A 24,977-nucleotide genomic window follows, 5' to 3' on the forward strand; every position below is an offset into this window, starting at 1 on the left:
GTGTTGCGATCGCGAGAAACCTTCCTGTGGGACTGGACAGAAAGGCATCCCGCGCGCAAGGGTGACGCATGGCCACCACCAAGACGGACCGCCCACAGCAGGAGCAGCACGAGCTCCGCCGGGTCATCGGTCCCAAGCTCCTGCTGCTCTTCATCGTCGGCGACATCCTCGGCACGGGTGTCTACGCGCTCACCGGCCAGGTCGCGGCCGAGGTCGGCGGGGCAGCGTGGCTCCCCTTCCTCATCGCGTTCGCGGTCGCGCTGCTGACGGCCTTCTCGTACCTCGAACTCGTGACGAAGTACCCCCAGACCGCCGGTGCCGCGCTCTACGTGCACAAGGCGTTCGGCATCCACTTCGTCACCTTCATCGTGACGTTCATCGTGATGTGTTCCGGGATCACGTCGGCGTCGACGGCATCGCGGGCGTTCGCGGCGAACCTCGGTGCCGGGTTCGGCATCGAGCTGCCGAACGGCGTGGTGATGCTCATCGCGATGGGCTTCATGCTCGCGGTGATGTTCATCAACTTCCGCGGGGTGAGCGAGAGCGTCAAGACGAACGTCGTGCTGACGCTGGTCGAGCTGTCCGGTCTCGTCATGGTGATCCTGATCGGGTTCTGGGCGATCGCGGGCGGCAACGCGGACTTCTCGCGGGTCGTGATGTTCGAGACGCCGGAGGACAAGTCCCTGCTGCTGTCGATCAGCACCGCGACGTCGCTGGCGTTCTTCGCGATGGTCGGGTTCGAGGACTCGGTCAACATGGCCGAGGAGACCAAGGACCCCTCGCGCATCTTCCCGAAGATCATGCTCACCGGCCTCGGCATCACCGCCGTGATCTACGTCCTCGTGTCGATCTGCGCCGTGGCCGTGGTGCCGATCGGTGAGTTGGCCGGCAACGAGACCCCGCTCGTCACCGTCGTGCAGACCGCCGCGCCGGACTTCCCGATCGCCGACCTGCTGCCCTTCATCTCGATGTTCGCCGTCGCCAACACGGCCCTGATCAACATGATGATGGCGTCGCGCCTGCTCTACGGCATGAGCAAGCAGGGCGTGCTGCCGGGCTTCCTGTCCCGCATCTCCCCCGCCCGTCGCACCCCGTCGACCGCGATCGTCTTCACCACGCTCATCTCGCTGCTGCTGATCGGGTGGGTCTCGCTCGACCCCGACTCCCCCATCGTCGTCGTCCTCGGTGGCACCACTTCGCTGTTGCTGCTGACGGTGTTCGCCGTCGTGAACGTGACGGTGCTCGTGCTGCGCCGCGACAAGGTCGACCACAAGCACTTCCGCGCGGGCGTCATCATCCCGGTCATCGGCATCATCACGTGCCTGTGGCTCGTCCTGCCGTTCTCGTCCGGTCGTGACCCGCAGCAGTACCAGATCGCCGGCGCGCTGCTGGCCCTGGGCGTGCTGCTCTGGATCCTGACCTGGTTCACCCACGGACGGAAGCAGGCCGAGAAGGCCCCGACCGGACTCGTGACGGAGCCGACGAAGGTGCAGCGGCCGCCGCACGACAGCTGAGCGCGCACGCGTCCTGACGGTTCTGGTTCGCGAAGCCCCCGCTTCGTGAACCAGAACCGTCACTCGTTGCCGGGGAGGCACCCTCCCCGCGGCTAGCAACCCGCGGCGAACCCCAGAACTCCGAACGCCGAACGCCGAACCCCCGAACGGGCGATCACGGCGGGCCGCCGCAGGCTTCCCAGGAGGCGCCCGTACGCTCGTGCTGCTCTTCCCGCTCCGCCCGCCCAGCACCCGCCCAGCCCCTCGAGAGGTCCCGTCATGCGCCGTGTCGGCATCACCCTCGCCTCGGTGTTCGGCGCCGGGATCGTGGCGGTCGGCATCGGCGTGGTCGTCCTCGTGGTGATCGCGGTCAACTCGCTCGCCGGCATCGCGAAGTCGAGCGCCGCCACCCCGACGCCCGCGTGCCCGGCCGTCGCCTCGAAGACGATCGGCGGGATGGTCGTGCCGGCCGGACCCGTCGGCGGCTTCTGCCAGGACCGCCTGGTGAACGCCGCACACGTGATCGAAGCCGCCCAGGCGCTCGGCATCGGCCCCCACACGCAGGCCGTCGGGGTGATGACCGCGATCGGCGAGTCGAGCCTGGTGAACCTGGACCACGGCGACGCCGCGGGCCCGGACAGCCGCGGCCTGTTCCAGCAGCGCGACAACGGCGCCTGGGGCACGTACGAGCAGCGGATGGACCCGTACACGGCCGCGACGATGTTCTACACGAAGCTCGTGAAGGTCCCCGGCTGGAAGACGATGACCCCGACGCAGATGGCGCACGCGGTGCAGATCAACTCCGACCCGGACCACTACGCGAAGTCGTGGCCGCAGGCGAAGGCGATCGTCGAGGAGCTCACCGGCCAGGACGTGCCGGACGCCGCTCCCCAGGGCTGATCGCTCACGAGGCCACCGCCTGCGTCTCCTCGTCGAACTCGACGATCGCGGCTCCCCCGGAGTGCACGACGACCTGGGCGCGGAGCCGGACCGACTGCTCGTCGAGGGCACAGGCGCAGGCGTCGACCCACTCCCAGTCCACCGGGTAGAGCCGGTCGGCGTCGGGGCGTTCCCACACGAGCACGACGTCGACGGCCCCGAGCTGCGCCACGATGTCGGCGATCAGGGCCGCGAAGTCTTCGACGTGTTCGTCCGGGGAGTACGGCAGGTCGGCGATCGGCAACAGGAACGGGATCGACATCCCGCGGTCGTCGAGGAACAGCACCCAGCACTGCCGGCGCAGCGGCCGTTCGACGACGGCTTCGACGAGTCGGACGACGTCGTCGTCGGTGCGGACGGGTTCACGGATCAGGCGGTCGAGCATCTCGGTGTCAGGCATGACTCCAGCGTGGCGAACCGGAAGCCACCGCCCGAGGCGCGGTCCGGGCTCTGTGGAGAGCCGCTCCACGAACCCGGCCTGTGAGGGAAGAGTCCCTCAGATGCCGTGCGTGACCGAGCTGTCGACGAGCAGCAGCGAGGCGAAGAACACCGCGACGATGGCCGCCATGCCGACGAGCACCACCGGCCAGGTCAGCCGACGCCGCACGAGCCGCAGGACGCAAACGGCGATGGTCGCGACCAGCACAGCCGCCACGATGATCGGTCCGACGACGACGACCGAGTCCCCCAGCGTCTCGTTGCAGGTGTTGCCCGGCGCCGCGCACGACACGAACGCCAGCGACATGAGCCTGATCCCCCACCCCGCTGCCAACGCACCGACCGTGAGCACGACGAGCAGCGCGGTGGAGGCGACCACGTCCGCGACGCGAGCGCGTCCTGCAAGGGGGTGCCGGGCCTCCCGACCGAAGCGCGCCGGACCGGACCCGAGCGGATCCGGTCCCGACGCAGGACCCGCCCCAGGATCCGCCCCAGGACCCGCCCCGGGGGCCGGGCCGGACTGCCGCGCGGGCGCGCCCATCAGGAGCGCCGGCCGCGCGTCGACCAGAGGGCGAGCGCGATGAGGACGGGCTGACCGAACAGGCGGACGAAGCGCTTCTCGTCGCTGTCCAGACCGAAGGCGTCGCGACGGTTGACCCACTGCGACAGGTTGCCGGGGAAGATCACCGTGAAGAACAGGGCCGCGACCGAGCCGACGAAGCGGCGGGCCGGCTTCGGAGCGAGCACCAGGGCCGAGCCGAGCGTGATCTCCGCGACCCCCGATGCGAGCACCGTCGTGTCGTCGTCCAGCGGGACGAACTCGGGGACCTGCGCCGTGAACTCCTTGCGCGCGAAGGTGAGGTGACTCGTGCCCGCGACGACGAGGGCCAGGCCGAGCAGGACGCGGAAGAAGGAACGCATGCCTCCATGGTGCCCGTTCCCGCGACCGGGTGCCCGCGCTGCGCGACTCGGACGTGTTCGAAGCGAGGTTCACTCGCTAACATGCGGTCCATGGGAGCAGTCGCTCGAGACCACGAACCGCCGGCAGCCCCGGCGACCTTCGCGGTGGTGCTCGGACCGGTCGCGTTCTACCTCGGCATCATCGTGCCCGCACAGTCGACCGTGCAGCACGTGTTGCTCGGTGCGGTGTTCGGGCTGGTGTGCGTGCTCAGTGGCTGGCGGGCGATCCGGATCGCCGGTCGTCGCCGGGCCGTGCAGGTGTGGTCGTGGATCGGCATCGTGATCGGAACGGCTGGGCTCGTCATGCTCGTCTGGCAGGTGCTCGTGATCGTGACCGGGGGTGCGTTCCCGCCGCCGTTCTGGTCGCCGTACGCCAACCGCTGACGCGGTCCGGCCGGGAGGCCCGGGTCGGGTCCGCCCCGTCGCGCGCGGAACGGGTCGGTCCGGGTCAGGGCCGCCCCGCCTGACGAAGCCGGGTCACCAGCCGAGCGTGCCGGGCGCGCCCTTGAACGGTCCGACGATGTCCGCCGTGATCCAGCCGCCGTAGAAGTCGCCGTCCTGCGCCTGGACCCGTTCGCCGCCGACCTCGCACGAGTCCATCGCCGACGGGTAGATCGCGACGCGCTCCCGCAGCGACTCGTAGCCGGGCACGGGCGTCGGGTAGTTCCAGGCGGCGCGGCTCGCGACCGTCCCGTCACCACCGACGACGTCGAAGTAGCGCGCCAGGCCCTTGAACTCGCACATGCTCGAACCCGGCGCCTTGACCAACGCGCCCTCGGCCAAGTCGGCCATCGGCAGGTAGTAGACCGGCGGGTGCGAGGTCTCGAGCACGCGGACGGCATCGGTCGTGTCGGCGACGACCGTGCCGCCGAGACGGACGACGACGCGTGCGGTGACCCGCTCGACGGCGGGTGGGCGGGGGTAGTCCCAGACGGACTCCTGGCCGGGGCCGGGCTCGGTCCTCTTCGGGTGGCGCATGCTCCAGGTGTACGCCCGGTGCCTGCGGTGCAGCCGCGTGCGTGCGCGGAATCGCCTCCGGGTGCACCATGGGCGGGTGACGACGACGACACGCACCCTGTTCCGACGGAAGCCCATCGACACGATCGATGACGAGGCCGGGGGCGAGGACGGCCTGAAACGGCACCTCGGTCTGTGGCAGCTCACCGCGATCGGCATCGGCGGCATCATCGGCGCCGGCATCTTCACCCTCGCCGGCACCGTCGCGAACGGCGTCGCCGGACCCGCGGTGCTGATCAGCTTCCTGGTCGCCGGGGTCGCGAGCGCCGCCGCCGCGTTGTCGTACGCCGAGTTCGCCGGACTCATCCCGAAGGCGGGCAGCGCGTACACGTACGGCTACGCGGTGCTGGGCGAGATCGTCGGGTGGTTCATCGGCTGGGACCTGCTGCTCGAGTACACGGCGATCGTGGCGGTGGTCGCGATCGGCATCTCCGGCTACGTGGGGTTCCTGGTCGGTCAGTTCGGCATCGACCTGCCCGCGTGGATGCTCGGCGCCCCGGGCACCGGTGACGGCCACGTGATCGACGTCTTCGCGATCGCGTTGTGCCTGCTCACCGCGTTCGTCCTCACGCGCGGCATCCGGAGCGCCGCCCGGTTCGAGTTCGTCGCTGTCGGCATCAAGGTGGCGCTCGTCGTGCTCATCGTCGTGCTCGGCGTGTTCCACATCAACAGCGCGAACTACTCCCCGTACTTCCCGTTCGGCTTCGGCGGCGTGATGACCGGCGCCGCCACCGTGTTCTTCGCCGTGTTCGGCTACGACGCCATGTCCACCGCGGCCGAGGAGTCCACAGACGCCCGCAAGCACATGCCGAAGGCGATCCTGCTGTCCCTCGGCATCTCGATGGTGCTGTACGTCCTGGCGACCCTCGTGCTGACCGGGATGCAGAAGTACACCGACATCGACCCGGCGTCGGGCTTCTCGTCGGCGTTCGCGTCCGTCGGGCTCGGCGGTGTCGCCAACGTCATCGCGATCGGTGCCATCGTCGGCATCGTCACGGTGCTGGTGACGTTCATGCTCGGTGCCTCGCGCGTCTGGTTCTCGATGAGCCGCGACGGCCTGATGCCGAAGTGGTTCGCGAAGACCGACCCGAAGCGGCACGTGCCGACCCGGGTGACCTGGATCCTCGGCATCGCGTCGGCGATCCTGGCCGGGGTGCTGCCGATCGGTGTCGTCGCCGAGCTGACGAACATCGGCATCCTGCTCGCGTTCGTCGTGGTGTGCTCGGCCGTGGTGGTGCTGCGTTACCGGCAGCCCGACCTGGACCGCCAGTTCCGGCTGCCGTTCATGCCGGTCATCCCCATCATCGGCGTCATCGCGTCGCTGTGGCTCGTCACGTTCCTGCAGTGGGAGACGTGGGTGCGGTTCGCGATCTGGTTCGCGATCGGGCTCGGCGTCTACTTCGGGTACTCGCGGAAGCACAGCAAGCTGGCCGAGCCGACGAAGCGCTGAGCGCGGTAGCAGCCGACGTCGGCAGCGCCCACGCCCGCGCCCCCTCAGCGCCGCAACGTCTCCCGCGGGTACTCCCCGAACCGGTTCGCGTACACCGAGGCGAACCGCCCCATGTGCGCGAAGCCCCACCGCCGGGCGACGTCCGCCACCGAGGTCGCCTGCGGGTCGAGGATCCGCAGTTCCTCGTGCACGCGCCCGAGCCGTACCTCGCGCAGGTACGTCATCGGCGAGCGCTCGAACGCCCGCTGGAACGACTCCTGGATCCCGCGGATGCTCAGCCCGGCCGCCTGCGCGATGTCGGCGACGGTGAGCGGTTCGTGGGCGTGCGCCTGGATGAACTCGACCGCGGCCCGGAGTCGTCCGTCACTGCGGGTGCCGTAGCCCGCGGGGAACCGCTCGGCCTGCAGCGGGTACATGCGGAACAGGGCCCGGGCGACGTCACGCTGCGCCTCGTGCCAGGCGAGGGACTCGTCGCCCTCCTCGCGCAGCGCGCGGAGCGCGCCGGACACGGCGGTCCGCCACTGGCCCAGAGCTGCGGAGTCAGGCGTCGTCGTGGTGTCGAACGCCATGGTGCCGTCGACCAGGTGGTCCTCGGCGGCGACGTCGAGCACCAGGTCACGGCGCAGGTGCACGAGGCGCTGGTCCCAGTCCTGGTACTCCATCTCGAACCGGCGCTCGACGGGGAACAACGTCGGGACGCCGGGCTGCATGCGCACCTCGTCGCGGCCGACGTCGACGCGGGCCTCGCCGCGTTCGAGCCACTGGACGACGACCTCGCCCTCGGTGGCGACGTCACCGCGCAGGTAGCCGTGCATCTGGGAACGGCGGACGCTCAGCCGTTCGTCACCGACACCGACGTACTTGAACCAGTAGTCCTGGTCGAGGGCTCGGGAGTACCAGGCCTTGCCCGCGTACATGCCGGCGAGCGAGCTGATGGCCTCGTCGGTGTCCTGACCGGCCACGGCGACGAGCGAACGTGGCTGAGAGGGGCGTGCAGCAGGATCGGAACCCGGAGCGGGCGCCTGCGACTCGGTCGTGTCGGTCATGGGAACACCTCTCTCTCCTGGAGCAGAGCGGTGTGGTCACCTCCGGGTGGTCCCCGGCCTGCCCTCTCACGCTAGGGAGCAGCGGGTGGACGTACAACCGGGTTGCGCTCTGCGGCCTAACGGCCGGTCCAACGCACCCAGCCGTGCACCTGAGCCGCCGCGCTCTCGAAGGACGAGTGCCCGCCGGTCAACGAGTGGTCCGGGGAATCGACGGTGTACGTGTCGGTCCGGGTGATGTCGCACACGACCTCAGCGTCGATCCACCCGTTCCAGTGGTCGGCTGAATCGCGTACCCACCGCAGTCGGTCCGGCATGCGTTTCCAATCAGTTCCGTGGACCGCAGTCGTCGCGCTCCGAGTCGGACGGTAGTCCTGTCAGATGTTCGTCGCACAGGGTGGCGGCCCGGATCGTCGGTGGTGACTGGCACGATGGTCCCGTGCCTGCTGCCCCGATGATCGACGCCGTCGACGTCATCCGCTTCGTCGGGCCGCAGACCTTCGGCCGCGCACGCGACGTCGTCCGCGCCGGCCTGGTCGACGACGCCACCTGGCACGACGACGACGGCACGGTCACCGCAGTCGTGTCCGGCACCGCCGACGACCCGTACGAACTCCGCGTCGACACCACCCCGGCGCGCGGCGACTTCGTCCGCCCGGTCCGCAGCACCTGCAGCTGCCCGCTCGGCGGCGACTGCAAGCACGTCGCGGCCGCGCTCCTCACCATCAACGCCCGCGCCCTCGCCGCGAACGCCGGCCCCCGGCCGGAAGCGCCGGCTCCGCCGCCCTCGGACTGGAGGCACGACCTCGCCCGCCTCGCCGGTGACGACGAGCGGGCGCCCACCCCGCAGGGCACCCGGATGGGACTGCAGTTCGAGTTGCGTGACGCGGTCCCCGCCAAGCTCGCCTCGCGCGCCCGTGCCGCCGGCCGCGCCCTGCCCGCGCCGTCCCGCAGCGTGCGGCTCGGCGTCCGGCCGGTGACCCGCAGCGACGCCGGCAACTGGGTGCGCGGGCAGCTGACCTGGGGCACGCTCCCCTACTCGCAGAACCGGCTCGGCGTCGGTGCCGAGCAGCACGCCTGGTTCCTGCAGCTCGCCGCCCTGCACCGTGCCGGGCAGCTCGCGGGCCTGCCGGGTGAGAGCGACTGGCTGCACCTCGACGACTTCCGGAGCCCCCTGCTCTGGCCGCTCCTGCAGCAGGCGGCGGCGCTCGACATCGCGTTCGTCACCGGCAAGCGCGAGGGCGGTGCGGTCCTCGGCACGCAGGCGCAGGTGCTGCTCGACGTCGGCCGGCACGACGACGCCGTGGTGATCGGTTCGAGTGCGGTGCTCGACGGCCGGCCCGTGGTGCCCGGTGCAGCGCGGATGATCGGCGACCACGGCGTCTACGTGTTCCGCGAGAGCCCCGGGTTCACGGTGGCCGTCGCACCGACTCCGGCTCCGGTGCCCGAGGACCAGCGCCGCATGCTCGTCGAGGGCACCCGGATCACCGTGCCGACCGCCGAGGTCGACGAGTTCCTGGCCGACTGGTCGCCCCGGCTGCGCGGTGCCCTCGGCCTGGTCAGCTCCGACGGCTCGGTGGAGCTGCCGGAGCGCACCCCGCCGGAGCTCGTGCTCACCGCGACCTTCGAGCCGGCCCGCGCCCCGCGCACCGACGACCGCGTGCACCTGCACTGGCGTTGGCACGTCGACGGCCGGAAGGACCCGGTGTCCCTGCACGGCCCGCTCCCCGACCTGTCCGGGCTCCGTGCCGCCGACGATCCGACGGGCACCGACGGCGCTCCCGTCGCGGACCCGGCCGCGGCGGTGGAGCCGACCACGGCGACGACGCCGGCCGACGGCGCGACGCAGGCCGGGCCTCCCGTCCGCCCTGCCGGACCCGGTGGCGGACTGGACTGGTTCCAGGACGGCACCATCGACGGGGCCGACGTCGCGGTGTTCGCGAACGAGTTCCTGCCCGAGCTGCCGTCGCTCGGCGTCCGCACGGTCGTGCAGGGTGAGCGGCTCGACTACGAGCGTCTGAGCGGGCGGCCGCACATCCGGGTCACGACGATGCCGTCGGACAAGCACGACTGGTTCGACCTCGGCATCATCGTCAGCGTCAACGGCAAGCAGATCCCCTTCACGCCGCTGCTCACCGCGCTGGCGGGTCGGCAGCGCCGGCTCAAGCTCGTCGACAACTCGTACCTGTCGCTGGCCGACCCCGCGTTCGACCGGCTCAAGGAGCTCATCGACGAGGCCCGCGACCTGGACGAGTGGGAGCCCGACCAGCCGATCGCCGTCACGCCCCTCCACGCCGGGCTGTGGACCGAGTTCGACCTGCTGGCCGACGAGACCTCGCACGACGAGCGATGGCAGGCGATCACCTCGGGGCTGCTCGGGGCGACTCCCCCGGGTGACGTCCCCGTGCCGGACACCGTGCACGCCGACCTGCGGCCCTACCAGCACGCCGGGTACGCGTGGCTGTCGTTCCTGGTGACGCACGGCATCGGCGGGGTGCTCGCCGACGACATGGGCCTCGGCAAGACGCTGCAGGTGCTCGCGATGGTCGCCGCCCGCCGTGCCGCGGAGCCCGACGCGCCCCCGTTCCTGGTCGTCGCACCGACCTCGGTCGTCGGCAACTGGGCCGCCGAGGCAGCCAAGTTCGTGCCGTCGCTGCGGGTCGCGACGGTGACCTCGACGTCGCTGAAGGACCCGGGGCTCGTCGCCCGGACCGCCGCTGCGTCGGACGTCGTCGTCACCTCGTACGCGCTGCTCCGGCTCGACGCCCGCGCCTGGACCGACCTGCCGTGGTCGGCGCTGGTGCTCGACGAGGCCCAGTTCGTGAAGAACCCGCAGTCCCAGACCCACCGTGTGGCCTCGGAGCTGCAGGCACCGGTGAAGTTCGCGATCACCGGCACCCCGCTCGAGAACGGCCTGACCGACCTGTGGGCACTGTTCCACATCGTCGCGCCCGGGCTGCTGTCCACCTGGACCCGGTTCGGCGACGACTACGTGAAGCCCCTCGCCTCGCCCGAGCTCCGCGGCGAGGCCCGGCAAGAGCTCACCGGGCGGCTGCGCCGACGGATCCGGCCGCTCATGCTCCGCCGCACGAAGGAAGCCGTCGCGGCCGACCTGCCCCCGAAGCAGGAACAGGTCGTCCGGGTCACGCTCGACCCCGCGCACCGGGAGCTGTACGAGCGCACGCTCAACCGGGAGCGCCTGAAGGTCCTCGACCTGATCGACGACCTGTCGAAGAACCGGATGATCGTGTTCCGGTCGCTGACGCTGCTGCGGATGCTCGCGCTGTCGCCGGCGCTGGTGTCGTCCGGGTCGTCCGGGTCGTCGTCGGACTCGGACGTCACGTCGGGATCGACCCCGATCCCCTCGGCCAAGCTCGACCTGCTGCTCGACGAACTCGAACAGCTCGCAGCAGAGGGCCGTCGCGCCCTGGTGTTCAGCCAGTTCACCTCGTTCCTGCGGATGGTGTCCGACGCCCTCGACGCCCGGGGCATCGGCTACGAGTACCTCGACGGCTCCACCCGCAAGCGCCCGGAGGTCATCGAGCGCTTCCGGCAGGGCACCGCTCCGGCGTTCCTCATCTCGTTGAAGGCCGGCGGGTTCGGGCTCACCCTGACCGAGGCGGACACCGTGTTCGTCCTCGACCCGTGGTGGAACCCGGCCGCCGAGTCCCAGGCCGTCGACCGCACGCACCGCATCGGGCAGACCCGGTCGGTCAGCGTCCAACGGTTCATCGCCGAGGACACCATCGAGGAGAAGGTCCTCGCCCTCGCCGCCCGCAAGGCCGAGCTGTTCGCCACGATGATCGACGACGACGCCCTGTTCGCCGACGACCTCACCGCCGACGACATCCGCTCCCTGCTGACCTGACCCGCCGCCCGCCGGCTCCCCCGCTGTTCGCCCGCCGCTGCGCTGCCGCGCCAGATCCGCACCGTGCGAAATCCGCCAACCCGTGCGAGATTGCCCGCCCCGTGCCACGCCACAACCCCGCACCGAACAACCCCGACCGCACGCACCGACCAACCCCGCACCGTGCCGCGCGCGCCGTCCCGGTATGTCGGTCACGCACGAGATGATCGTCCCTGTCTCGCCAGACCCGTCCCACCGCACCGCGGGACCCGCACCACGTTCCGCCCCGCACCACCTGGAGTCCCACCGCATGACGTCCCGCCGACGCCGCAGCCGCATCACCCTGACCTCCGTCCTCGTCGTCCTGGCCCTCGCCGTCGGTGGCTACGCCCTCGACGCCACCGGTGTCCTCGGACCGGACGCCGACGCGGCGGGCACGACCGCTGCGGGCGGCCCCACTGCCGGGGAGACGACCACCATCGGACCGCAGCAGGCGTCGTCGGGGGCGAGCCCCGCCTCCAGTCCGACCGTCAGCCGCGGAACCGACGCCGACGCGGTCCGCGCACGCACCCAGCTCGCCGACCTGCCCGTCAAGGGCAAGGCAGCCGGCACCGGCTACGACCGCACCGGCGACTTCGGCAGCGCCTGGCTCGACGTCGACCACAACGGGTGCGACACCCGGAACGACGTCCTCGCCCGCGACCTCGCCGACATCACCCGCGAGGGCCGCTGCAAGGTGCTCACCGGCACCCTCGTCTCGCCGTACACGGGTGCGACGGTGGACTTCGTGCGCGGCAACACGACCTCGACGCTAGTGCAGATCGACCACGTCGTCGCGCTCGAGAACGCCTGGCGCACCGGAGCGCAGCGGCTCACCGAGACCGAACGGCAGGCGCTGGCGAACGACCCGGTGAACCTGTTCGCCGTCGACGGGCGGTCCAACTCGCAGAAAGGTTCCGGCGACGCGGCGACCTGGCTCCCCGCGAACAAGGCGTTCCGCTGCACCTACATCGAGCACCAGGTCACGGTGAAGGCGAAGTACCGCCTGTGGGTGGCTCCGGCGGAGCGGGACGCGATGGTGCGGGTGCTGGACGCCTGCTGACGTCGGGCGGTCCGGCGCCGCTGGGTGTCGGCTCGGAGGCCCGGCGCACCTCCGCCCCGCGTGGCAGGCTGCGGGCATGGCTGAGCAACTCACGGTCCCACAGGCATTCGTGCTCCTGCAGGTCGAGCCCGACGGCCGCAAGTCCCTCGACGGGCAGACGCTGGACACGGGTCTCGCGGGCGCGGTCCTCGCCGACCTCGCACTCCGCGGTGTCCTCTCGCTGCAGGGCGGGCTGGTCACCGTCGTCAACGGCGCCGCCACGGGTGACCCGGTGCTCGACGGCGTCGTCGGGTCGATCGCGGCATCCGGTGCACCGCGCAAGGCGAAGTGGTGGGTGAGCCGACTCGGCAAGCAGCGGCTGCGCGACGACGTGTTCGCCGGCCTCGTCGCCAGGGGCATCATCAGCGTCGAGCAGGGCAAGGTGCTCGGCCTCTTCCCCACCACGAAGCACCCGGAGCGGGACGGAGCCCCGGAGGCACTGCTGCGTTCCGGCATCGGGGACGTGCTGGCTGGCCGAGCAGGACCCACGCCGTTCTCCGCCGCGGTCATCGGCCTGCTCGACGCGACGAACACCCTGCGCAAGCAGTTCGGCGCCGTCGACAAGGACCTGGTGAAGGGGATCACCTCGGGTACCTGGGCGAGCCCGGCGGTGAAGGCCGTGCTCGAGGAGATCGAGGCCGCGACGATCGTCGTGATCATGGCTGCGACCATGGCAACGACGACGTCGATCGTGACGAGCTGAGGCCGGCAGCGTGATGGGGCGCCTGGACGCCTGCTGACGCGGTCACTAAACGACAGGTGTAGTCTAGATATCTCGATGCAGATGCATCGATCGGACTCGCTGCCCCACCGCGGACCCCGAGCCCTTCACCGTCGAAGACCTCAGGAGGCCTCCCACCATGCCCGAAACCACCACCGGCACCACCCGCTTCGCCGACCGTGTCGTCCTCATCACCGGCGGCGGCTCCGGCCTCGGCCGCGCGACGGCCGTCCGCCTGGCAGCCGAGGGCGCTGCGCTCTCCCTCGTCGACGTCTCCGAGCAGGGGCTCGAGGCGACGAAGACCGCCGTGCTCGAGGCCACCCCGGACGCGCAGGTCCTGACGACCGTCGCCGACGTGTCCGACGAGGCCCAGGTCGACGCCTACGTCACCGCCACGACCGAGCGCTTCGGCCGCATCGACGGCTTCTTCAACAACGCCGGCATCGAGGGCAAGCAGAACCCCACGGAGTCCTTCACCGCCGCCGAGTTCGACAAGGTCGTGTCGATCAACCTCCGCGGCGTGTTCCTCGGCCTCGAGAAGGTGCTCAAGGTCATGCGCGAGCAGGGTTCCGGCATGGTCGTGAACACCGCGAGCGTCGGCGGCATCCGCGGCATCGGCAACCAGTCCGGGTACGCGGCCGCCAAGCACGGCGTCGTCGGCCTCACCCGCAACTCGGCCGTCGAGTACGGCCGCTACGGCATCCGCATCAACGCCATCGCCCCCGGCGCCATCTGGACGCCCATGGTCGAGAACTCGATGAAGCAGCTCGACGCGGAGAACCCCCGCAAGGCCGCCGAGGAGTTCATCCAGGTCAACCCGACGAAGCGCTACGGCGAGGCCCCCGAGATCGCCGCCGTCGTCGCCTTCCTGCTGTCTGACGACGCGTCCTACGTCAACGCGACGGTCGTCCCGATCGACGGCGGGCAGTCGGCCGCGTACTGAGCCGCTCCGGTCCGACGCCCGGCGCACCTCCTCGCGTGCCGGGTGTCGGCCTGGAGGCGCGGCTCGGCCCCGCCGTGTCCGCCGCCCGTGACAGCATGGCTGGTGTGAGTACCGATCAGACCAACGGGTCAGCCTTCGGCCGCGGCGTCGACAAGGCCCCGCCGACCGCGGCCGCCGAACTGCGACGGAGGATGGCCGCCTCGCCCGCGGGCTTCCTGCGCAGCGCGGCGTGGGTCCCCTGGAAGCCGGCGGGCACTCCGGAGGCCGGCAGCGTCGCCCACGTCATGATCCGTGACAAGCCGTTCGTGCCCGTCTTCACGGACCCGGCCGAACTCGCCGCTGGTCTGCCCGAGGCCGAGGGGCGTCCGGTGCCGATGTCCGAGCTCGTGTCCGCGCTCCCCGAAGAGTTCGGCATCGTGGTCGACCCCACGAGTGCGGCCGAGGCGAACTTCCTGCACGCCGATGTCCTCGCCCAGATGCGGGTGCAGATGCAGAGCGGCGTCCCGACCAGCGACGACTGATCGCTCCGTCGGAGGCTCGGAGCCTTCGTCGTCAGGCGGCCGCGATCGCCGCGACTGCGACGGCCCACCAGTACCCGAGCAGACCACCCGCCGGAACGGCCAGGACCGCGAGGACCCGAGCCCGGCGCATGAGGCTGCGGCGGGAGCGAGCGTCGGCGATCTCGCGTTCGAGTCGCTCGAAGCGCTGGACGTGGCGGAGTGTGTCGTTGATGACCACGGCGTCGACGTGCCAGGTGCCCCGTTCCTCCGCCAGCATCGACAGGAAGCACACGGCTTCGTCGGAGTGCGCACGTGGGAGGCCGCGGATCCAGCTCCCCACACGCTCGGGCTCGAGGACCACGGCTGCCGGCGGCTTCTTGCCGAACCGGAGTTCGGCAGCCTCGACCACCAGGATCGGCTGCACGAGGATCGGACCGCCCGCTGCGGCCGACAGCAGGGCAGTCGCACGCTCACCCTCGGCCAGCGCGCGGTGCAGGTGCGGCGTCCGCTGGCCGTTCACCATCAGTGTGCGTCCGCCCGCCCAGACCGCGTGACCGGAGTGGTTCTTCGTGTTGATCGAGAAGACGCCGGTCGGACCGACCACGATGTGATCGATGTCCGTGCTGCCCTTCCCGATCGGGACGGCGTGCAGGACCGTGAAGTCCGGGCCGAGATCCTCGAGCTGCGCCGCGACCTGCCGCTCGCCGATCGCCCCCTTGAACCACGAACGGGCTTCCGGCCGGAGCGGGTCGTGCCCCCAAAACCGCTGCCAGGTCGTCAGTTCGCGGCCGTCGGCCTGGACCGCGAGACACTGCTGCATCACGGCGTACCCGGGCTTGCGGGCGCGGAGTGTCAGCGGCGCCGTTCCCTTCGGGCTCGGGCGGTCTGCGGTGATCGTGTGCTCCCCCATGCCTCCACCGTTCCAGCACGACGCCTGGTCCGGCCAGCCCTCGTTCTGGCGTCATAGCGCGGCGGGCGGGCCCATGGTTTCTCGCGGTTGACGGTTCTGGTTCACGATCCCCGGGGTTCGTGAACCAGAACCGTCACGCAGCGCTGACTCAGCCGGCGTGCTCCGCGACGACCACCCAGGTCACGGACACCACGATCGCCATGACGGTCGCGGTGCCGACAGCGACCGCCCATCCCTGCGACCTCGTCCGCCGAACTCGGCCGGCCACGACCGCACCCCCGACGAAGACGGCGACGAGCACGATGCTCTCGACCAGGCTCGGGAGCCACGCGACCCACGGCGTGCACGGACGCGTCGACGTCTCCCAGTCACAGCTGTACTGCGACAGTCCGGCAAAGACCCACCCGATGAGCACAGCGGCGATCCCAGCCAGCGCCGTCGCGACGAACAGCGAAACGGTCACGACGAGGTCAGCCGTCGACGCCCGAGAGCGCCACGGCGCGGGTCGGCTCGCCCAGTCCTCCAGCATGTCCCCCGCCTTCGCGATCAGGCTCGGACAGCTTGCGGGCGCGGCTCGACGAGCTCGATGAAGCGGGACAACAGGGACAGGCCCGCGATCGACGGGGGCAGTCCGGTGGTCAGCGCCGGTGAGTGCACGAGGTACGCCGCCCACTTCGCCCGCGAGATCGCCACGTTCAACCGGTTCGGCATGAGCAGGAAGTCGAGGCCGCGCGGGATGTCCGCTGCGCTCGACGCCGCCAGGGACACGATCGACACGACGGCCTCGCGGCCCTGGAACAGGTCGACCGTGCCGACCTGAGTGCCGGTGAAGCCAGCGCGGTCGAGCTCCTGCCGGATCAGTGCCCCCTGTGCGTTGTAGGGCGCCACCACGATGACGTCCTCGTCGGTCAGTGCACGGGTGTCGGAACCGTCCGTCCACGTGCGGCCGACGACGTCACCGACGAGGGCGACGACCCGGGCGGCCTCCTCAGTAGAGGACGTCGTGTTGCCCGCGTGGACGACCGGCACGGGGTGCACCCCGGCGTCGATGCCGTCGAGGTGCCGCCCGGAGACCATCGAGGCGAGCTGCCCGTCGTAGGACAGAGCGGAGACGGACTCGGTCAGCGCGGGCTCCATGCGGCGGGTCCGGGCCAGGAAGTACCCGAACTCCGACGGCAGGACGTGCTGGCCATCGGCGAGCCAGCGGAGCGCGGACTCGTCGACGGGCTCCGGGTGCGAGCCCTGCGACACCTGGGGCAGCTGCTGGGGGTCCCCGAGCAGCAGGAGCCGGGTCGCGGCGACCGACGACGCGATGGTCGGGGCGAGGGAGAACTGTCCGGCCTCGTCGACTACGAGCAGGTCGAGGGAACGGCGCTCGATCGTCGACTCGTTCGCGAACGTCCACGCCGTGCCACCGACGACACCGCCGGTGCCCGAGGCCTCGCACGAGGACAGGAACGCGGCGACCGCAGCACCGTTCTTCACCGGGGTCCAGGCCGCGGCGTCGAGCTCGTCCTCGGTCGCGCCGGACTTCGGCACCTTCACGACCCGGTCCGTGGGAACGCCGGCCTTGACCACTGAGGTGAGGAAATTCTCCGACGTCGCGTGTGACTGGCCGACGACCCCCACGCGCCAGCCGTACTCGCGGACGAGCCGGGCGACGACGTTCGAGCCGACGTAGGTCTTGCCCGTGCCGGGAGGGCCCTGGATCGCCAGGTACGACCGGTCGAGGCCGAGCAAGGTCGACACGACGGCCGACACCGTGTCGTCGCCCTGCACCGGGACGATCGGGCCACGCGGGGGCACCCGACGCAGCAGGTCGAGCGCAGGGTCGGGCAGCATCGCCGGCAGCTCGTCAAGCACGGCCTGACCCCACCAGGCGATCGCCTCGGGCTGGGGCTTCGCGCGGGGCGGTGCCGACGGTGCGAGGGCCACCGGGAACTCGTGGTGCGGTTCGCCACCGACGGGCAGGCCCTCTTTCACGAGCACCTCGACGGCATCGCCGTTGTCCCACACGTCCACGATCACGGCGCGCGACGACGCGCCCTTCGATCCGGGGCCCGGAGAAGCGACCGACGGCGGAAGCGGGTCGTCGTAGACGAGGTGGGGCGTGCCTCCAGGCCGGAGCCGCGAGCCGGGCGCGAGCGTCCCCGACAACCGGAGTTCCCGCGACTGTGAGCGGGCACGCGGCAGCGTGTCCCAGTCGCGCTCGACGGACGCCCGCTCCACGACCAGGACGTCCCGGGTGTCGGCCCAGTCGTCGACCGGGTTCCGCAGGCGGTCGAAGTGGTCCTGCCAGAAGGTCTTGGCCTCGCGGCGGTGGTAGTCGATCGCGGCTGCGGCGAGCGCCAACGCGGTCTCGTCAGGGGTGCGGTCGAGGGCGTCGACGTCCTCGAGCTGCGCGGCCAACGCGACGTACACCGGGTTCGGCTCGCGCTCGACGGGGATCGGCGGGACCCCGAGCTCGAGCGCGGGGTCGGCCGCATCGGTGTCGTCGGTACGCAGCGAGCGGAGCCAGTCGCGCAGGCGCAGGGTCGAGCGGCAGTCGTAGGCGTTGTAGTCGGCGACCTGGTCGAGCATCCGCTGTCCCTCGGCGGCCTCGCCGTTCCGGAGCTCCTCGATCGCGTCGACGTAGGCGGTGATGCTGTCCGCGGCGTTCGTGACGTCGCTCTCGCGCAGGTCCGAGCCCATGTACAGCGGTTCGAGCTTCTTGATGGAGTAGCTGTGACTGCCGACGACCAGGGCCTTGCGGACGATCGGGTACAGGTCGACCAGGACCCCGGCGCGCAGCAGGTCGTCGACGACCTCTTCACCCACCCCGTGCCGGGCGGCGAGCGACAGCAGGTGTGTCCGCTCGTAGGCCGCGTAGTGGTAGATGTGCATGCCCGGATACTGCTGCCGCCGGGCCTCGATGAACGCGAGGAACTGCTCCAGCGCGACTCGTTCGTCGCGGATGGTGTGCGCCCAGAACGCGGTGAACTCAGCGCGGTCGTCGACCAGGCCGAACAGGTAGTCGAGGCCCCAGTGCACGCCGTCCTCGGTGTGCAGCGGGTCGCCCTCGAAGTCGAAGAACACGTCGCCCGGGTCGGGTGCCGGGATCGCGTCGAGCGCACGGGCGTCGAGGACCTCGAAGCGCGGCTTGACGGGCTGGTCCGGCCCGTCGGCGCCCTTCCGTCGGGCGTCTTCCGATTCGATCTGGAGGCTCGCCTGATGTACCAGCCGATCCTGCGTCGCGCGGGACAAGCCCGGTACTGCCCGGGTGCGGACCGCCAGGTCGTCAATCGTCCGCACCTCGTGCTTGATCAGCTTCGCTCGTTGGTCGAGGCGCATGCCCGCGACGAGGACGAGGTCGCGGTGCTCGGCCACCTGTGTGGAGCAGACGGCGCATCGGCCACAGCTCGAGTAGCGCGGGTCGCCCCACCGCAGCGGTTCCTCTGCCGCGATGCGCTCGGCGATGACCCGCTGCAGTTCGGCGCGCTGCGTGCGGTACACCGGCGCGATGTCGGCGAGGTCGTGCGTGGTCGTCGTCCGGTCGCCGAGCACCAGGTGCACCTGTTCACCGGTGGGGATGCCGTGCGCCTGCATCTGCTCGGCGTACGCGGCGAGCTGCAGCAGGGCGCTGATCTTGGCGTGGCGGGCGAGCTTGGTGTCGTAGACCTCGTACTCGCCGCGGTCGTTGCGGATGATGAAGTCCGCGAAGCCGATGAAGCCGTGGGCGTCTGCGGTCGGTGCTGCGTGGAACGTCGGCTGGTACAGCACGTCGGCACCGTCGGCGAAGGCCTGTCGTGCTTCGGCTGCGGCGCGTGCGTAATCCGGCGGCGCGGGTCGGTCGAACTCGACGACGTCGCGGGTCTGCTTGAGGATGTCGAGGTAGTCGAGCTCGTGCTGGTCCCCCAGCCGAGCCGTGCGCTCGAGCATGTCGTCGTGCACGTCGGGCAGGGCTTCCCCGCGACCGAGCTTGGCGTCGAGGCGGCGGAGGAACGCCCACTCGCAGGCCGACCACGTGCTCAGGTCACTCGGGCTGAGCAGCACGTGCCCGTCGACGCCGATCTGCATGCGCTCCCCCTTGCTCTCCGGTGCGCTGAAAGCCTAGGGGTGGGCCCCGACACCGACCCCGTCGGGTCGCCGGGCGGTCAGCCGATCGGCACGAACCGCGGCCCGTCGTACCCGTCACGTGTCACGTGTGCTGTGAAGTCGGCGAGCGTGCGAACCCAGTGCCCGCGTTCGCCATAGAGCGCCTGGTACACGACCACGGGCTCCTCGGTCTCGACGTCCCGGGCGACGAGCAGCACCTCGTAGTCGTTGCCCTTGAAGTGTCGGTAGCGGCCCGCGGTCACGTCGTCAGTCACGCGACCGAGGGTACGGCCCGAGCGGTGGGACCATGACCGCGCGTTCTGCTTGACTGAGCAGCACGGGGAACGAGCACCACGGGGGAACCACATGACCGCACTGAGCACTCGAGAGCGGGACCGTCGCGCACAGCGCGTCTTCTTCGTCGTGATGGCGGTCGTCATGGCGGTCGCGGACGTCTGGCTGCACTTCCACGCCGGCGCCATCCGTCCCTCGGCCTTCTGGGTCCCAACCGTCGTCGGACTCGTGTACGGCGCGGTGGTGTGGCCGCTCGGCCTGCGTCAGGAGTCGAGGTGGTGGCCGAACCTGGTCGGGGCGGGGTTCCTCGGTGGATTCCTCGTCCTCATCGCGACGAAGACGTTCTCGCCGTACGCCTGGTTCCTCGCGGTCGTGATCGGGTCGTTGCTGTTCCAGGCCGCCCTCCCGCGGAAACGACCCGCGGCGCGGGTCGCCACCAGGCTCCCCCTGACCGAGGTGCAACCGTGGACCGGGTCGGGAGTCACGGCCACGGTGGTCGAGCATCCGTTCGGCAAGAGCCGGACGAAGCCAGCCGTCGCCCTCACCACGCAGGACGGGGCCACCGCGTTCCTGGTGATGGAGCTCGCCTCGTTCTTCGATGGTGAAGCGGCGATCGCAGAATCGGCGAACGGCGAACAGCTGACCTTCCTCACCAGGAAGGGCGTCGCGGCGAAGTCGTCCATCCTCGGTGACGCGACGCCGGGGATGGCCGACGGCACGCTGTTCCTGCACTCGGCGAAGGACGAGTCGCGACCTTCCGCCGTCTTCAGCGACGACGACGCCGCCGCGTTCGAGCAGTGGGTCCGCACGCTCCCCGAGGGCTGAGCACCCGCCAAGCCCGGCGAGACGCGCACACCTCGCGGTCACATCCGGTCACGTTCGACAGCAGTTCGTCAGCCGGGCGTATCGTCGCCGTGTGAACGTCGGAACCGCAGTGGCCGTGCTCGTGGGGGTCCTCGCGCTCGCGACGGTCCTCGGTCTCCTGCTCCGCCACCGGACCGGACGAGCCCGACCTGTGGGCACCGCCACGTCGTCGAGGCAGGACGCAGACGGCCTCGCGCTCGACAACGACTACGGCGCGGCCGCGACCCTCGTCCAGTTCTCGACGCCGACGTGTGCTCGTTGCCCGGCCACGCGCCGGCTGCTCGCCGCCGTCGCCGGTCAACACGAGGGCGTTCGCCGCATCGAGATCGACCTCGCGGAGCGACCCGAACTCGCGAGCCGCTTCGAAGTCCTGCAGACCCCGACGGTCCTGCTGCTCGACGCCGACCGCTCGGTCCACACCCGCTTCGGAGGCCCACCCCGCCCACCAGAGCTCGCCGCAGCCCTCGATACCGTCCTGACCGCAGGCACCACAGGCACCGCTGACACGACCGGCACCCAGGAGTCCCGATGACCACGACGACCGACCCCACACACGGCATCGACCCGCGCTCCCCACGCTTCGGCGCCGCCATCACCACGGTGCTCCTCGCCGCGACGATCGTCCTCACGCTGATCCCCGAGACGTGGGTCGCCGGCATCGTGCTGCTCGCGGTCATCGTCGCGCTGTTCGCCGTCGGAGGCATCGCCGGCATCCGCCGCCACCCCTACGGCGCACTCTTCCGACGGGTCGTCCGCCCACGCCTGGCCCCGCCCGCCGAACTCGAGGCCCCGGAACCCCCGACCTTCGCCCAGCAGGTCGGCATGTTCGTGACCGCGGTCGCCCTGCTCCTCGCGCTGCTCGGCGTGCCGTACGCCGCCCCGATCGGTGCCGCAGTCGCCCTGGTCGCCGCGTTCCTCAACGCTGTCTTCGACGTGTGCATCGGCTGCCTGCTCTACGTGTGGCTGGTCCGGGCGGGCGTCTTCCGTCCGCGGCGCGGCGTCGCCTGACGGCGTCCGGCCTGGAGGCCCGCCCCACCTCGACCGCACCGCCAGCGTCCGACAGGTGCTCGGCTCCAGAACACGGCTCTGCCCCGCCCCGTAGGGTGAGCGGGTGGGGGAAGACGAACGAATCATCCGGCGCGCGTGGCGTCGTACCGCCCTGGTCGTGTCGATCGCCGCGGTCGCGGGGGCAGTAGCCGGTTGGGCAACCTCGCGGGACGAGGACGGTTGGACCGTCGCCCTAGCGATCTGCACGTGCGTCGCCGTGCTGGTCGGCATGGCCGGGATGCTCTCGCTGCTCCCCGCCACAGCACGCGCGTCGTCGACCATCACGCAGGCGACCGAGGGCCTGACGAGAGACCGCCGCAGGACCATCAAGGGAGCCATCCGCTCGGGCGTTCCGCTCGCGGAGGACGCGGGCCCCGAACTGCAGCACCGCGCGCTCACCCTCGCTCGCGGGACCGCCGCGTTCAACGGGCTGATCCTCGTCCAGAACCTCATGCTGTTCGCAGGAGCCGCAGCTCCCCAGTTCGCCCGGGTCGTCACCGGCGATGGCAACGCGATCATCAGCCGGATCTTCCTCGCGCTCTTCGTCATCGAGATGGTGTTCGTCGCGCCGTTGCTGGTCGTCCGAGGCCGCCGAGCTCAGCGCTACGCGGATGCCGCGACGGCCGAGAACGATCGCCGCGCCACTACTCCGATCCCTCTCGCATGACCGCCGTGTCGGAAGCGACAGCCACCCCCGAGGCCGTTGCCCGCCGAGCCTGGCGCAGAACCGCCGTCATCGTCACGATCGGGGTGGTCCTCGGTGCGGTCGGCGGGTCGCTCTTCGCACGGCAGGACAGCACGGTCGAGACCACCCTCGCGATCGTCGGCATCGCCGCAGGAGTTGGTGGTCTCCTCGGCACCTTGTCGATGCTCACCACGACGCTCCGCCGATCCTCCGACATGCAGGCGCCGATCGATGGGCTCTCACGCTTCGGCCGGAAGACGCTCGCGCAGGCGATCGCGAGCGGGACCCCGATCGAACCGACGGACTCTGACCTCGCACGACGGGCATTCGCTCTCGCCCGTCTCAGCGCCGCCTACCAACCGGTCGCGCTCGGCCAGTTCCTGCTGCTCTACGTGGGGATTGCTGGCCCGCAGATCCCGAACCTGTTCGACGACGACTCGTTCGTAGCTGACCTCAGTCGCATCATCTGCGGAGCACTCCTCGTCGTGGCTGCCGCCATGTCCCCCGTCATTCTGCGTCAGACCCGGGCTGCACGACGCTACGTGCAGGCGGCCACCGAAGCAGCCGCCCGCCAGCGCTGACTCAGTAGGCCTGCCGCCGCCGGTCGCACAACCAAAGCGCAACCGCACCACGCACCTCCGCGGTGCGGGCGTACTTTGGTTGCGCGAAGCCGAGCCGCACCACCCTCACCACGTAACACGCAATTTACTTTCTACACTGGCGCTCGCATACGAAAGACGCTTTCATGGCGGGATGACGATCACCGAGCGGCCCGAGCGATCCGAGCGGTCCGAGCGCGCCGATGCCTTCGCCCTCGTCCGCACCCAGTCGGCGAGCATGCCGTCGAGCATGCGCGCCATCGCCGACGCCGTCCTCGAGGACCCGGCTGCCGCGGCCACCACGAACGCCACCGACCTCGCCGGCCGAGCCGGGGTCTCCCCCGCCACGGTCTCCCGCTTCGCCCAGCACCTGGGCTTCGCGAACTTCGCCGCCCTGCAGCGCAGCATGACCCGCGCTGTCGAACGCGGGATCCACGAGCGTGAGTCCACCGAGATCCACGCGGGTGTCGCGGTCGACGACGACGTCGCCACCGTCATCGCGAAGGTCACCGAGGACGTCCGCGCGGTGATGGCCGACACCCGCGCCGCACTCGACCCGCACGCCCTCGAGGCAGCGGCAGCCGCCGTGAGCGACGCCCGCCGCGTGGTCCTGTACGGCGTGGGAGCGAGCGGCATCGTCGCCCGAGACCTGCACCTGAAGCTCGAACGCATCGGCATCGTGAGCTCCATCGCCGACGACCCGCACAACGCCCTGACCCTGGCGAGCGTGATCGGCGAGCACGACGTGCTGGTGCTCGTCAGCCACTCGGGCTCCACCGTCGAGACCCTCGAGGTCGCCCACGCCGCCCGCACCCAGCACGTCACGATCGTCGCGATCACCGGCCACGCCAACGCCCAGCTCGCCACGACCGCCGACCACGTCCTGCTCGGTGTCGCCGGTGCCGAGAGTGCCCTGCGCCCCGCAGCCATGGGCAGCCGGATGAGCCAGCTCGCCATCATCGACACCCTGTTCATCGTCGTCGCGCAGCGCACCGACGAGCGCTCCCAGCCGCTCCTCGCCCGCAGCCGCGACGCCGTCCGCACCCACCACCGGAACTGAGCACCACCATGAACCAGACGCACGAAACCCACGCCGCCGAAACCCACGACGCCCTCCGCGACGAACTCGCAGCCCTCACCACCGAGGCGACCGACCACTCGCTGGACGACATCGACACGATCTCCACGCTGGAAGCTGCCCAGCGCATGAACGCCGGAGACCGCAGCGTGCCTGCGGCACTGGAGCCGTGCCTCCCGGCCATCGCACTGGCGGCAGACTCGATCGCCGCAGCGTTCGCGCGTGGTGGCCGACTCGTCTACGTCGGCGCCGGCACGCCGGGCCGGCTCGGCGTCCTCGACGCCAGCGAGTGCCCGCCCACCTTCGGCACCGATCCGAGCCAGGTGGTCGGCGTGATCGCCGGCGGCGGCCCCGCCCTGACCACCGCGGTGGAGGGCGCGGAGGACGACGAAGCAGCCGCCGTCCGCGACCTCGACGCGCTCGGTCTGACGGCCGACGACGTGGTCGTCGGGATCAGCGCGTCCGGCAGGACTCCCTACGTCATCGCGGCCATCCTGGAGGCCCGGCGCCGCTCCGCCCTGTCGGTCTCCGTCGCGTGCAACCCCGACTCGGCCGCGGGGCGGGAAGCCGACATCGCCATCGACGTCGTCGTCGGCCCCGAGTTCATCGCCGGCTCGACCCGCCTGAAGGCGGGCACCGCGCAGAAACTCGTCCTGAACATGCTCACCACGCTCGCGATGGTGCGCAGCCACAAGACGTACGGCAACCGCATGGTCGACGTGCGGGCGACGAACGCGAAGCTCGTCGCGCGGGCGTTCTCACTCGTGCAGGACGTCACCGGTGCTCCCCCCGCCGAGGTCCAGGCAGCGCTCGACGCCTCGGACGGCGAGGTGAAGACCGCCATCGCTGTGATCCTGACCGGCGCCTCGGCTGCCGATGCCCGCGAGCGCCTCGATGCTGCTGCTGGCTCGTTGCGCGCCGTGCTGTAGACCCC

General features: G+C 70.9%; 25 protein-coding genes. 16 read left to right on the forward strand and 9 right to left on the reverse strand.

Annotation, left to right across the window (positions count from 1 at the left end; all coding sequences use genetic code 11):
- Nucleotides 1-68 precede the first annotated feature (68 nt).
- Both DEJ09_RS14015 and DEJ09_RS14020 read left to right on the forward strand, forming a co-directional pair.
- Nucleotides 69-1,514, forward strand: coding sequence for an APC family permease (locus DEJ09_RS14015; RefSeq protein ID WP_111088981.1), 1,446 nt, complete (start codon nt 69-71; stop codon nt 1,512-1,514).
- Between the two features lie 258 nt (nt 1,515-1,772).
- On the forward strand, nt 1,773-2,393 hold the full coding sequence (locus DEJ09_RS14020; RefSeq protein WP_111088982.1) for a hypothetical protein: 621 nt from the start codon (nt 1,773-1,775) through the stop codon (nt 2,391-2,393).
- A gap of 4 nt (nt 2,394-2,397) precedes the next feature.
- Here DEJ09_RS14020 and DEJ09_RS14025 read toward each other — a convergent pair whose 3' ends face one another.
- The 3 genes from DEJ09_RS14025 to DEJ09_RS14035 form a co-directional block, all read right to left on the reverse strand.
- A complete protein-coding gene (locus tag DEJ09_RS14025) occupies nt 2,398-2,832 on the reverse strand; it encodes a hypothetical protein (RefSeq protein WP_111088983.1) in 435 nt (144 codons plus the stop codon).
- Nucleotides 2,833-2,928: 96 nt separating this feature from the next.
- Nucleotides 2,929-3,411: a DUF6264 family protein gene (locus DEJ09_RS14030; protein ID WP_220034945.1), complete on the reverse strand. Its 483-nt coding sequence runs from the start codon at nt 3,409-3,411 to the stop codon at nt 2,929-2,931.
- Nucleotides 3,411-3,791, reverse strand: coding sequence for a hypothetical protein (locus DEJ09_RS14035; protein WP_071404200.1), 381 nt, complete (start codon nt 3,789-3,791; stop codon nt 3,411-3,413). Before DEJ09_RS14035 ends, DEJ09_RS14030 begins: the two co-directional genes overlap by 1 nt.
- A 90-nt stretch (nt 3,792-3,881) precedes the next feature.
- Here DEJ09_RS14035 and DEJ09_RS14040 point away from each other — a divergent pair, with 90 nt between their 5' ends.
- On the forward strand, nt 3,882-4,214 hold the full coding sequence (locus tag DEJ09_RS14040; protein ID WP_146245731.1) for a hypothetical protein: 333 nt from the start codon (nt 3,882-3,884) through the stop codon (nt 4,212-4,214).
- 93 nt (nt 4,215-4,307) lie between these two features.
- Here DEJ09_RS14040 and DEJ09_RS14045 read toward each other — a convergent pair whose 3' ends face one another.
- Entirely contained in the window at nt 4,308-4,808 is a 501-nt protein-coding gene (locus tag DEJ09_RS14045; protein WP_071247210.1) for a DUF427 domain-containing protein, read from the reverse strand.
- Nucleotides 4,809-4,884: 76 nt separating this feature from the next.
- Here DEJ09_RS14045 and DEJ09_RS14050 point away from each other — a divergent pair, with 76 nt between their 5' ends.
- Nucleotides 4,885-6,297: an amino acid permease gene (locus tag DEJ09_RS14050; protein WP_111088984.1), complete on the forward strand. Its 1,413-nt coding sequence runs from the start codon at nt 4,885-4,887 to the stop codon at nt 6,295-6,297.
- Nucleotides 6,298-6,341: 44 nt separating this feature from the next.
- On the opposite strand, the gene DEJ09_RS14055 is transcribed toward DEJ09_RS14050, so the two are convergent.
- A complete protein-coding gene (locus DEJ09_RS14055; RefSeq protein WP_111088985.1) occupies nt 6,342-7,343 on the reverse strand; it encodes an AraC family transcriptional regulator in 1,002 nt (333 codons plus the stop codon).
- A gap of 436 nt (nt 7,344-7,779) precedes the next feature.
- On the opposite strand from DEJ09_RS14055, the gene DEJ09_RS14065 reads away from it, so the two are divergent.
- From DEJ09_RS14065 to DEJ09_RS14085, 5 genes are all read left to right on the forward strand, one after another.
- The gene (locus DEJ09_RS14065) at nt 7,780-11,208 is read left to right on the forward strand and encodes a DEAD/DEAH box helicase (protein WP_146245732.1); all 3,429 of its coding nucleotides are present in this window, start codon (nt 7,780-7,782) and stop codon (nt 11,206-11,208) included.
- A gap of 289 nt (nt 11,209-11,497) precedes the next feature.
- The gene (locus tag DEJ09_RS14070; protein WP_258373911.1) at nt 11,498-12,289 is read left to right on the forward strand and encodes an HNH endonuclease family protein; all 792 of its coding nucleotides are present in this window, start codon (nt 11,498-11,500) and stop codon (nt 12,287-12,289) included.
- 76 nt (nt 12,290-12,365) lie between these two features.
- Nucleotides 12,366-13,031, forward strand: a complete 666-nt coding sequence (locus tag DEJ09_RS14075) for a GPP34 family phosphoprotein (RefSeq protein ID WP_111088988.1) — start codon at nt 12,366-12,368, stop codon at nt 13,029-13,031.
- 157 nt (nt 13,032-13,188) lie between these two features.
- Entirely contained in the window at nt 13,189-13,992 is an 804-nt protein-coding gene (locus DEJ09_RS14080) for an SDR family oxidoreductase (protein ID WP_111088989.1), read from the forward strand.
- A gap of 104 nt (nt 13,993-14,096) precedes the next feature.
- Nucleotides 14,097-14,513, forward strand: a complete 417-nt coding sequence (locus tag DEJ09_RS14085) for an SseB family protein (RefSeq protein ID WP_181433371.1) — start codon at nt 14,097-14,099, stop codon at nt 14,511-14,513.
- 31 nt (nt 14,514-14,544) lie between these two features.
- Here DEJ09_RS14085 and DEJ09_RS14090 read toward each other — a convergent pair whose 3' ends face one another.
- From DEJ09_RS14090 to DEJ09_RS14105, 4 genes are all read right to left on the reverse strand, one after another.
- Entirely contained in the window at nt 14,545-15,402 is an 858-nt protein-coding gene (locus DEJ09_RS14090) for a nuclease-related domain-containing protein (RefSeq protein ID WP_111088991.1), read from the reverse strand.
- A 148-nt stretch (nt 15,403-15,550) separates the two neighbouring features.
- Nucleotides 15,551-15,931: a hypothetical protein gene (locus tag DEJ09_RS14095; RefSeq protein ID WP_111088992.1), complete on the reverse strand. Its 381-nt coding sequence runs from the start codon at nt 15,929-15,931 to the stop codon at nt 15,551-15,553.
- A 17-nt stretch (nt 15,932-15,948) separates the two neighbouring features.
- Nucleotides 15,949-19,458, reverse strand: coding sequence for a TM0106 family RecB-like putative nuclease (locus tag DEJ09_RS14100; RefSeq protein ID WP_111088993.1), 3,510 nt, complete (start codon nt 19,456-19,458; stop codon nt 15,949-15,951).
- A 77-nt stretch (nt 19,459-19,535) separates the two neighbouring features.
- Entirely contained in the window at nt 19,536-19,751 is a 216-nt protein-coding gene (locus DEJ09_RS14105) for a DUF1653 domain-containing protein (RefSeq protein ID WP_258373912.1), read from the reverse strand.
- Between the two features lie 91 nt (nt 19,752-19,842).
- On the opposite strand from DEJ09_RS14105, the gene DEJ09_RS14110 reads away from it, so the two are divergent.
- The 7 genes from DEJ09_RS14110 to murQ all read left to right on the forward strand — a co-directional run bounded on the left by DEJ09_RS14110 (nt 19,843) and on the right by murQ (nt 24,972).
- A complete protein-coding gene (locus DEJ09_RS14110) occupies nt 19,843-20,595 on the forward strand; it encodes a hypothetical protein (protein WP_111088994.1) in 753 nt (250 codons plus the stop codon).
- Nucleotides 20,596-20,686: 91 nt separating this feature from the next.
- Nucleotides 20,687-21,166 (forward strand): thioredoxin family protein, encoded by a 480-nt coding sequence (locus tag DEJ09_RS14115; RefSeq protein WP_111088995.1) that lies wholly within the window; start codon nt 20,687-20,689, stop codon nt 21,164-21,166.
- Nucleotides 21,163-21,642, forward strand: a complete 480-nt coding sequence (locus DEJ09_RS14120; RefSeq protein ID WP_111088996.1) for a DUF4395 domain-containing protein — start codon at nt 21,163-21,165, stop codon at nt 21,640-21,642. The genes DEJ09_RS14115 and DEJ09_RS14120 overlap by 4 nt, the downstream gene beginning before the upstream one ends.
- A 103-nt stretch (nt 21,643-21,745) precedes the next feature.
- Nucleotides 21,746-22,348, forward strand: coding sequence for a hypothetical protein (locus tag DEJ09_RS14125; RefSeq protein ID WP_146245734.1), 603 nt, complete (start codon nt 21,746-21,748; stop codon nt 22,346-22,348).
- Between the two features lie 5 nt (nt 22,349-22,353).
- Entirely contained in the window at nt 22,354-22,947 is a 594-nt protein-coding gene (locus DEJ09_RS14130; RefSeq protein WP_146245735.1) for a hypothetical protein, read from the forward strand.
- A gap of 172 nt (nt 22,948-23,119) precedes the next feature.
- Complete coding sequence (locus DEJ09_RS14135; RefSeq protein WP_111088999.1) at nt 23,120-24,025, forward strand: MurR/RpiR family transcriptional regulator; 906 nt, start codon at nt 23,120-23,122, stop codon at nt 24,023-24,025.
- Nucleotides 24,026-24,033: 8 nt separating this feature from the next.
- On the forward strand, nt 24,034-24,972 hold the full coding sequence (gene murQ / locus DEJ09_RS14140) for an N-acetylmuramic acid 6-phosphate etherase (RefSeq protein ID WP_111089000.1): 939 nt from the start codon (nt 24,034-24,036) through the stop codon (nt 24,970-24,972).
- Nucleotides 24,973-24,977 lie beyond the last annotated feature (5 nt).

Origin of the sequence: Curtobacterium sp. MCLR17_055, from assembly GCF_003234305.1 — a bacterium.
GTDB lineage: Bacteria > Actinomycetota > Actinomycetes > Actinomycetales > Microbacteriaceae > Curtobacterium > Curtobacterium flaccumfaciens.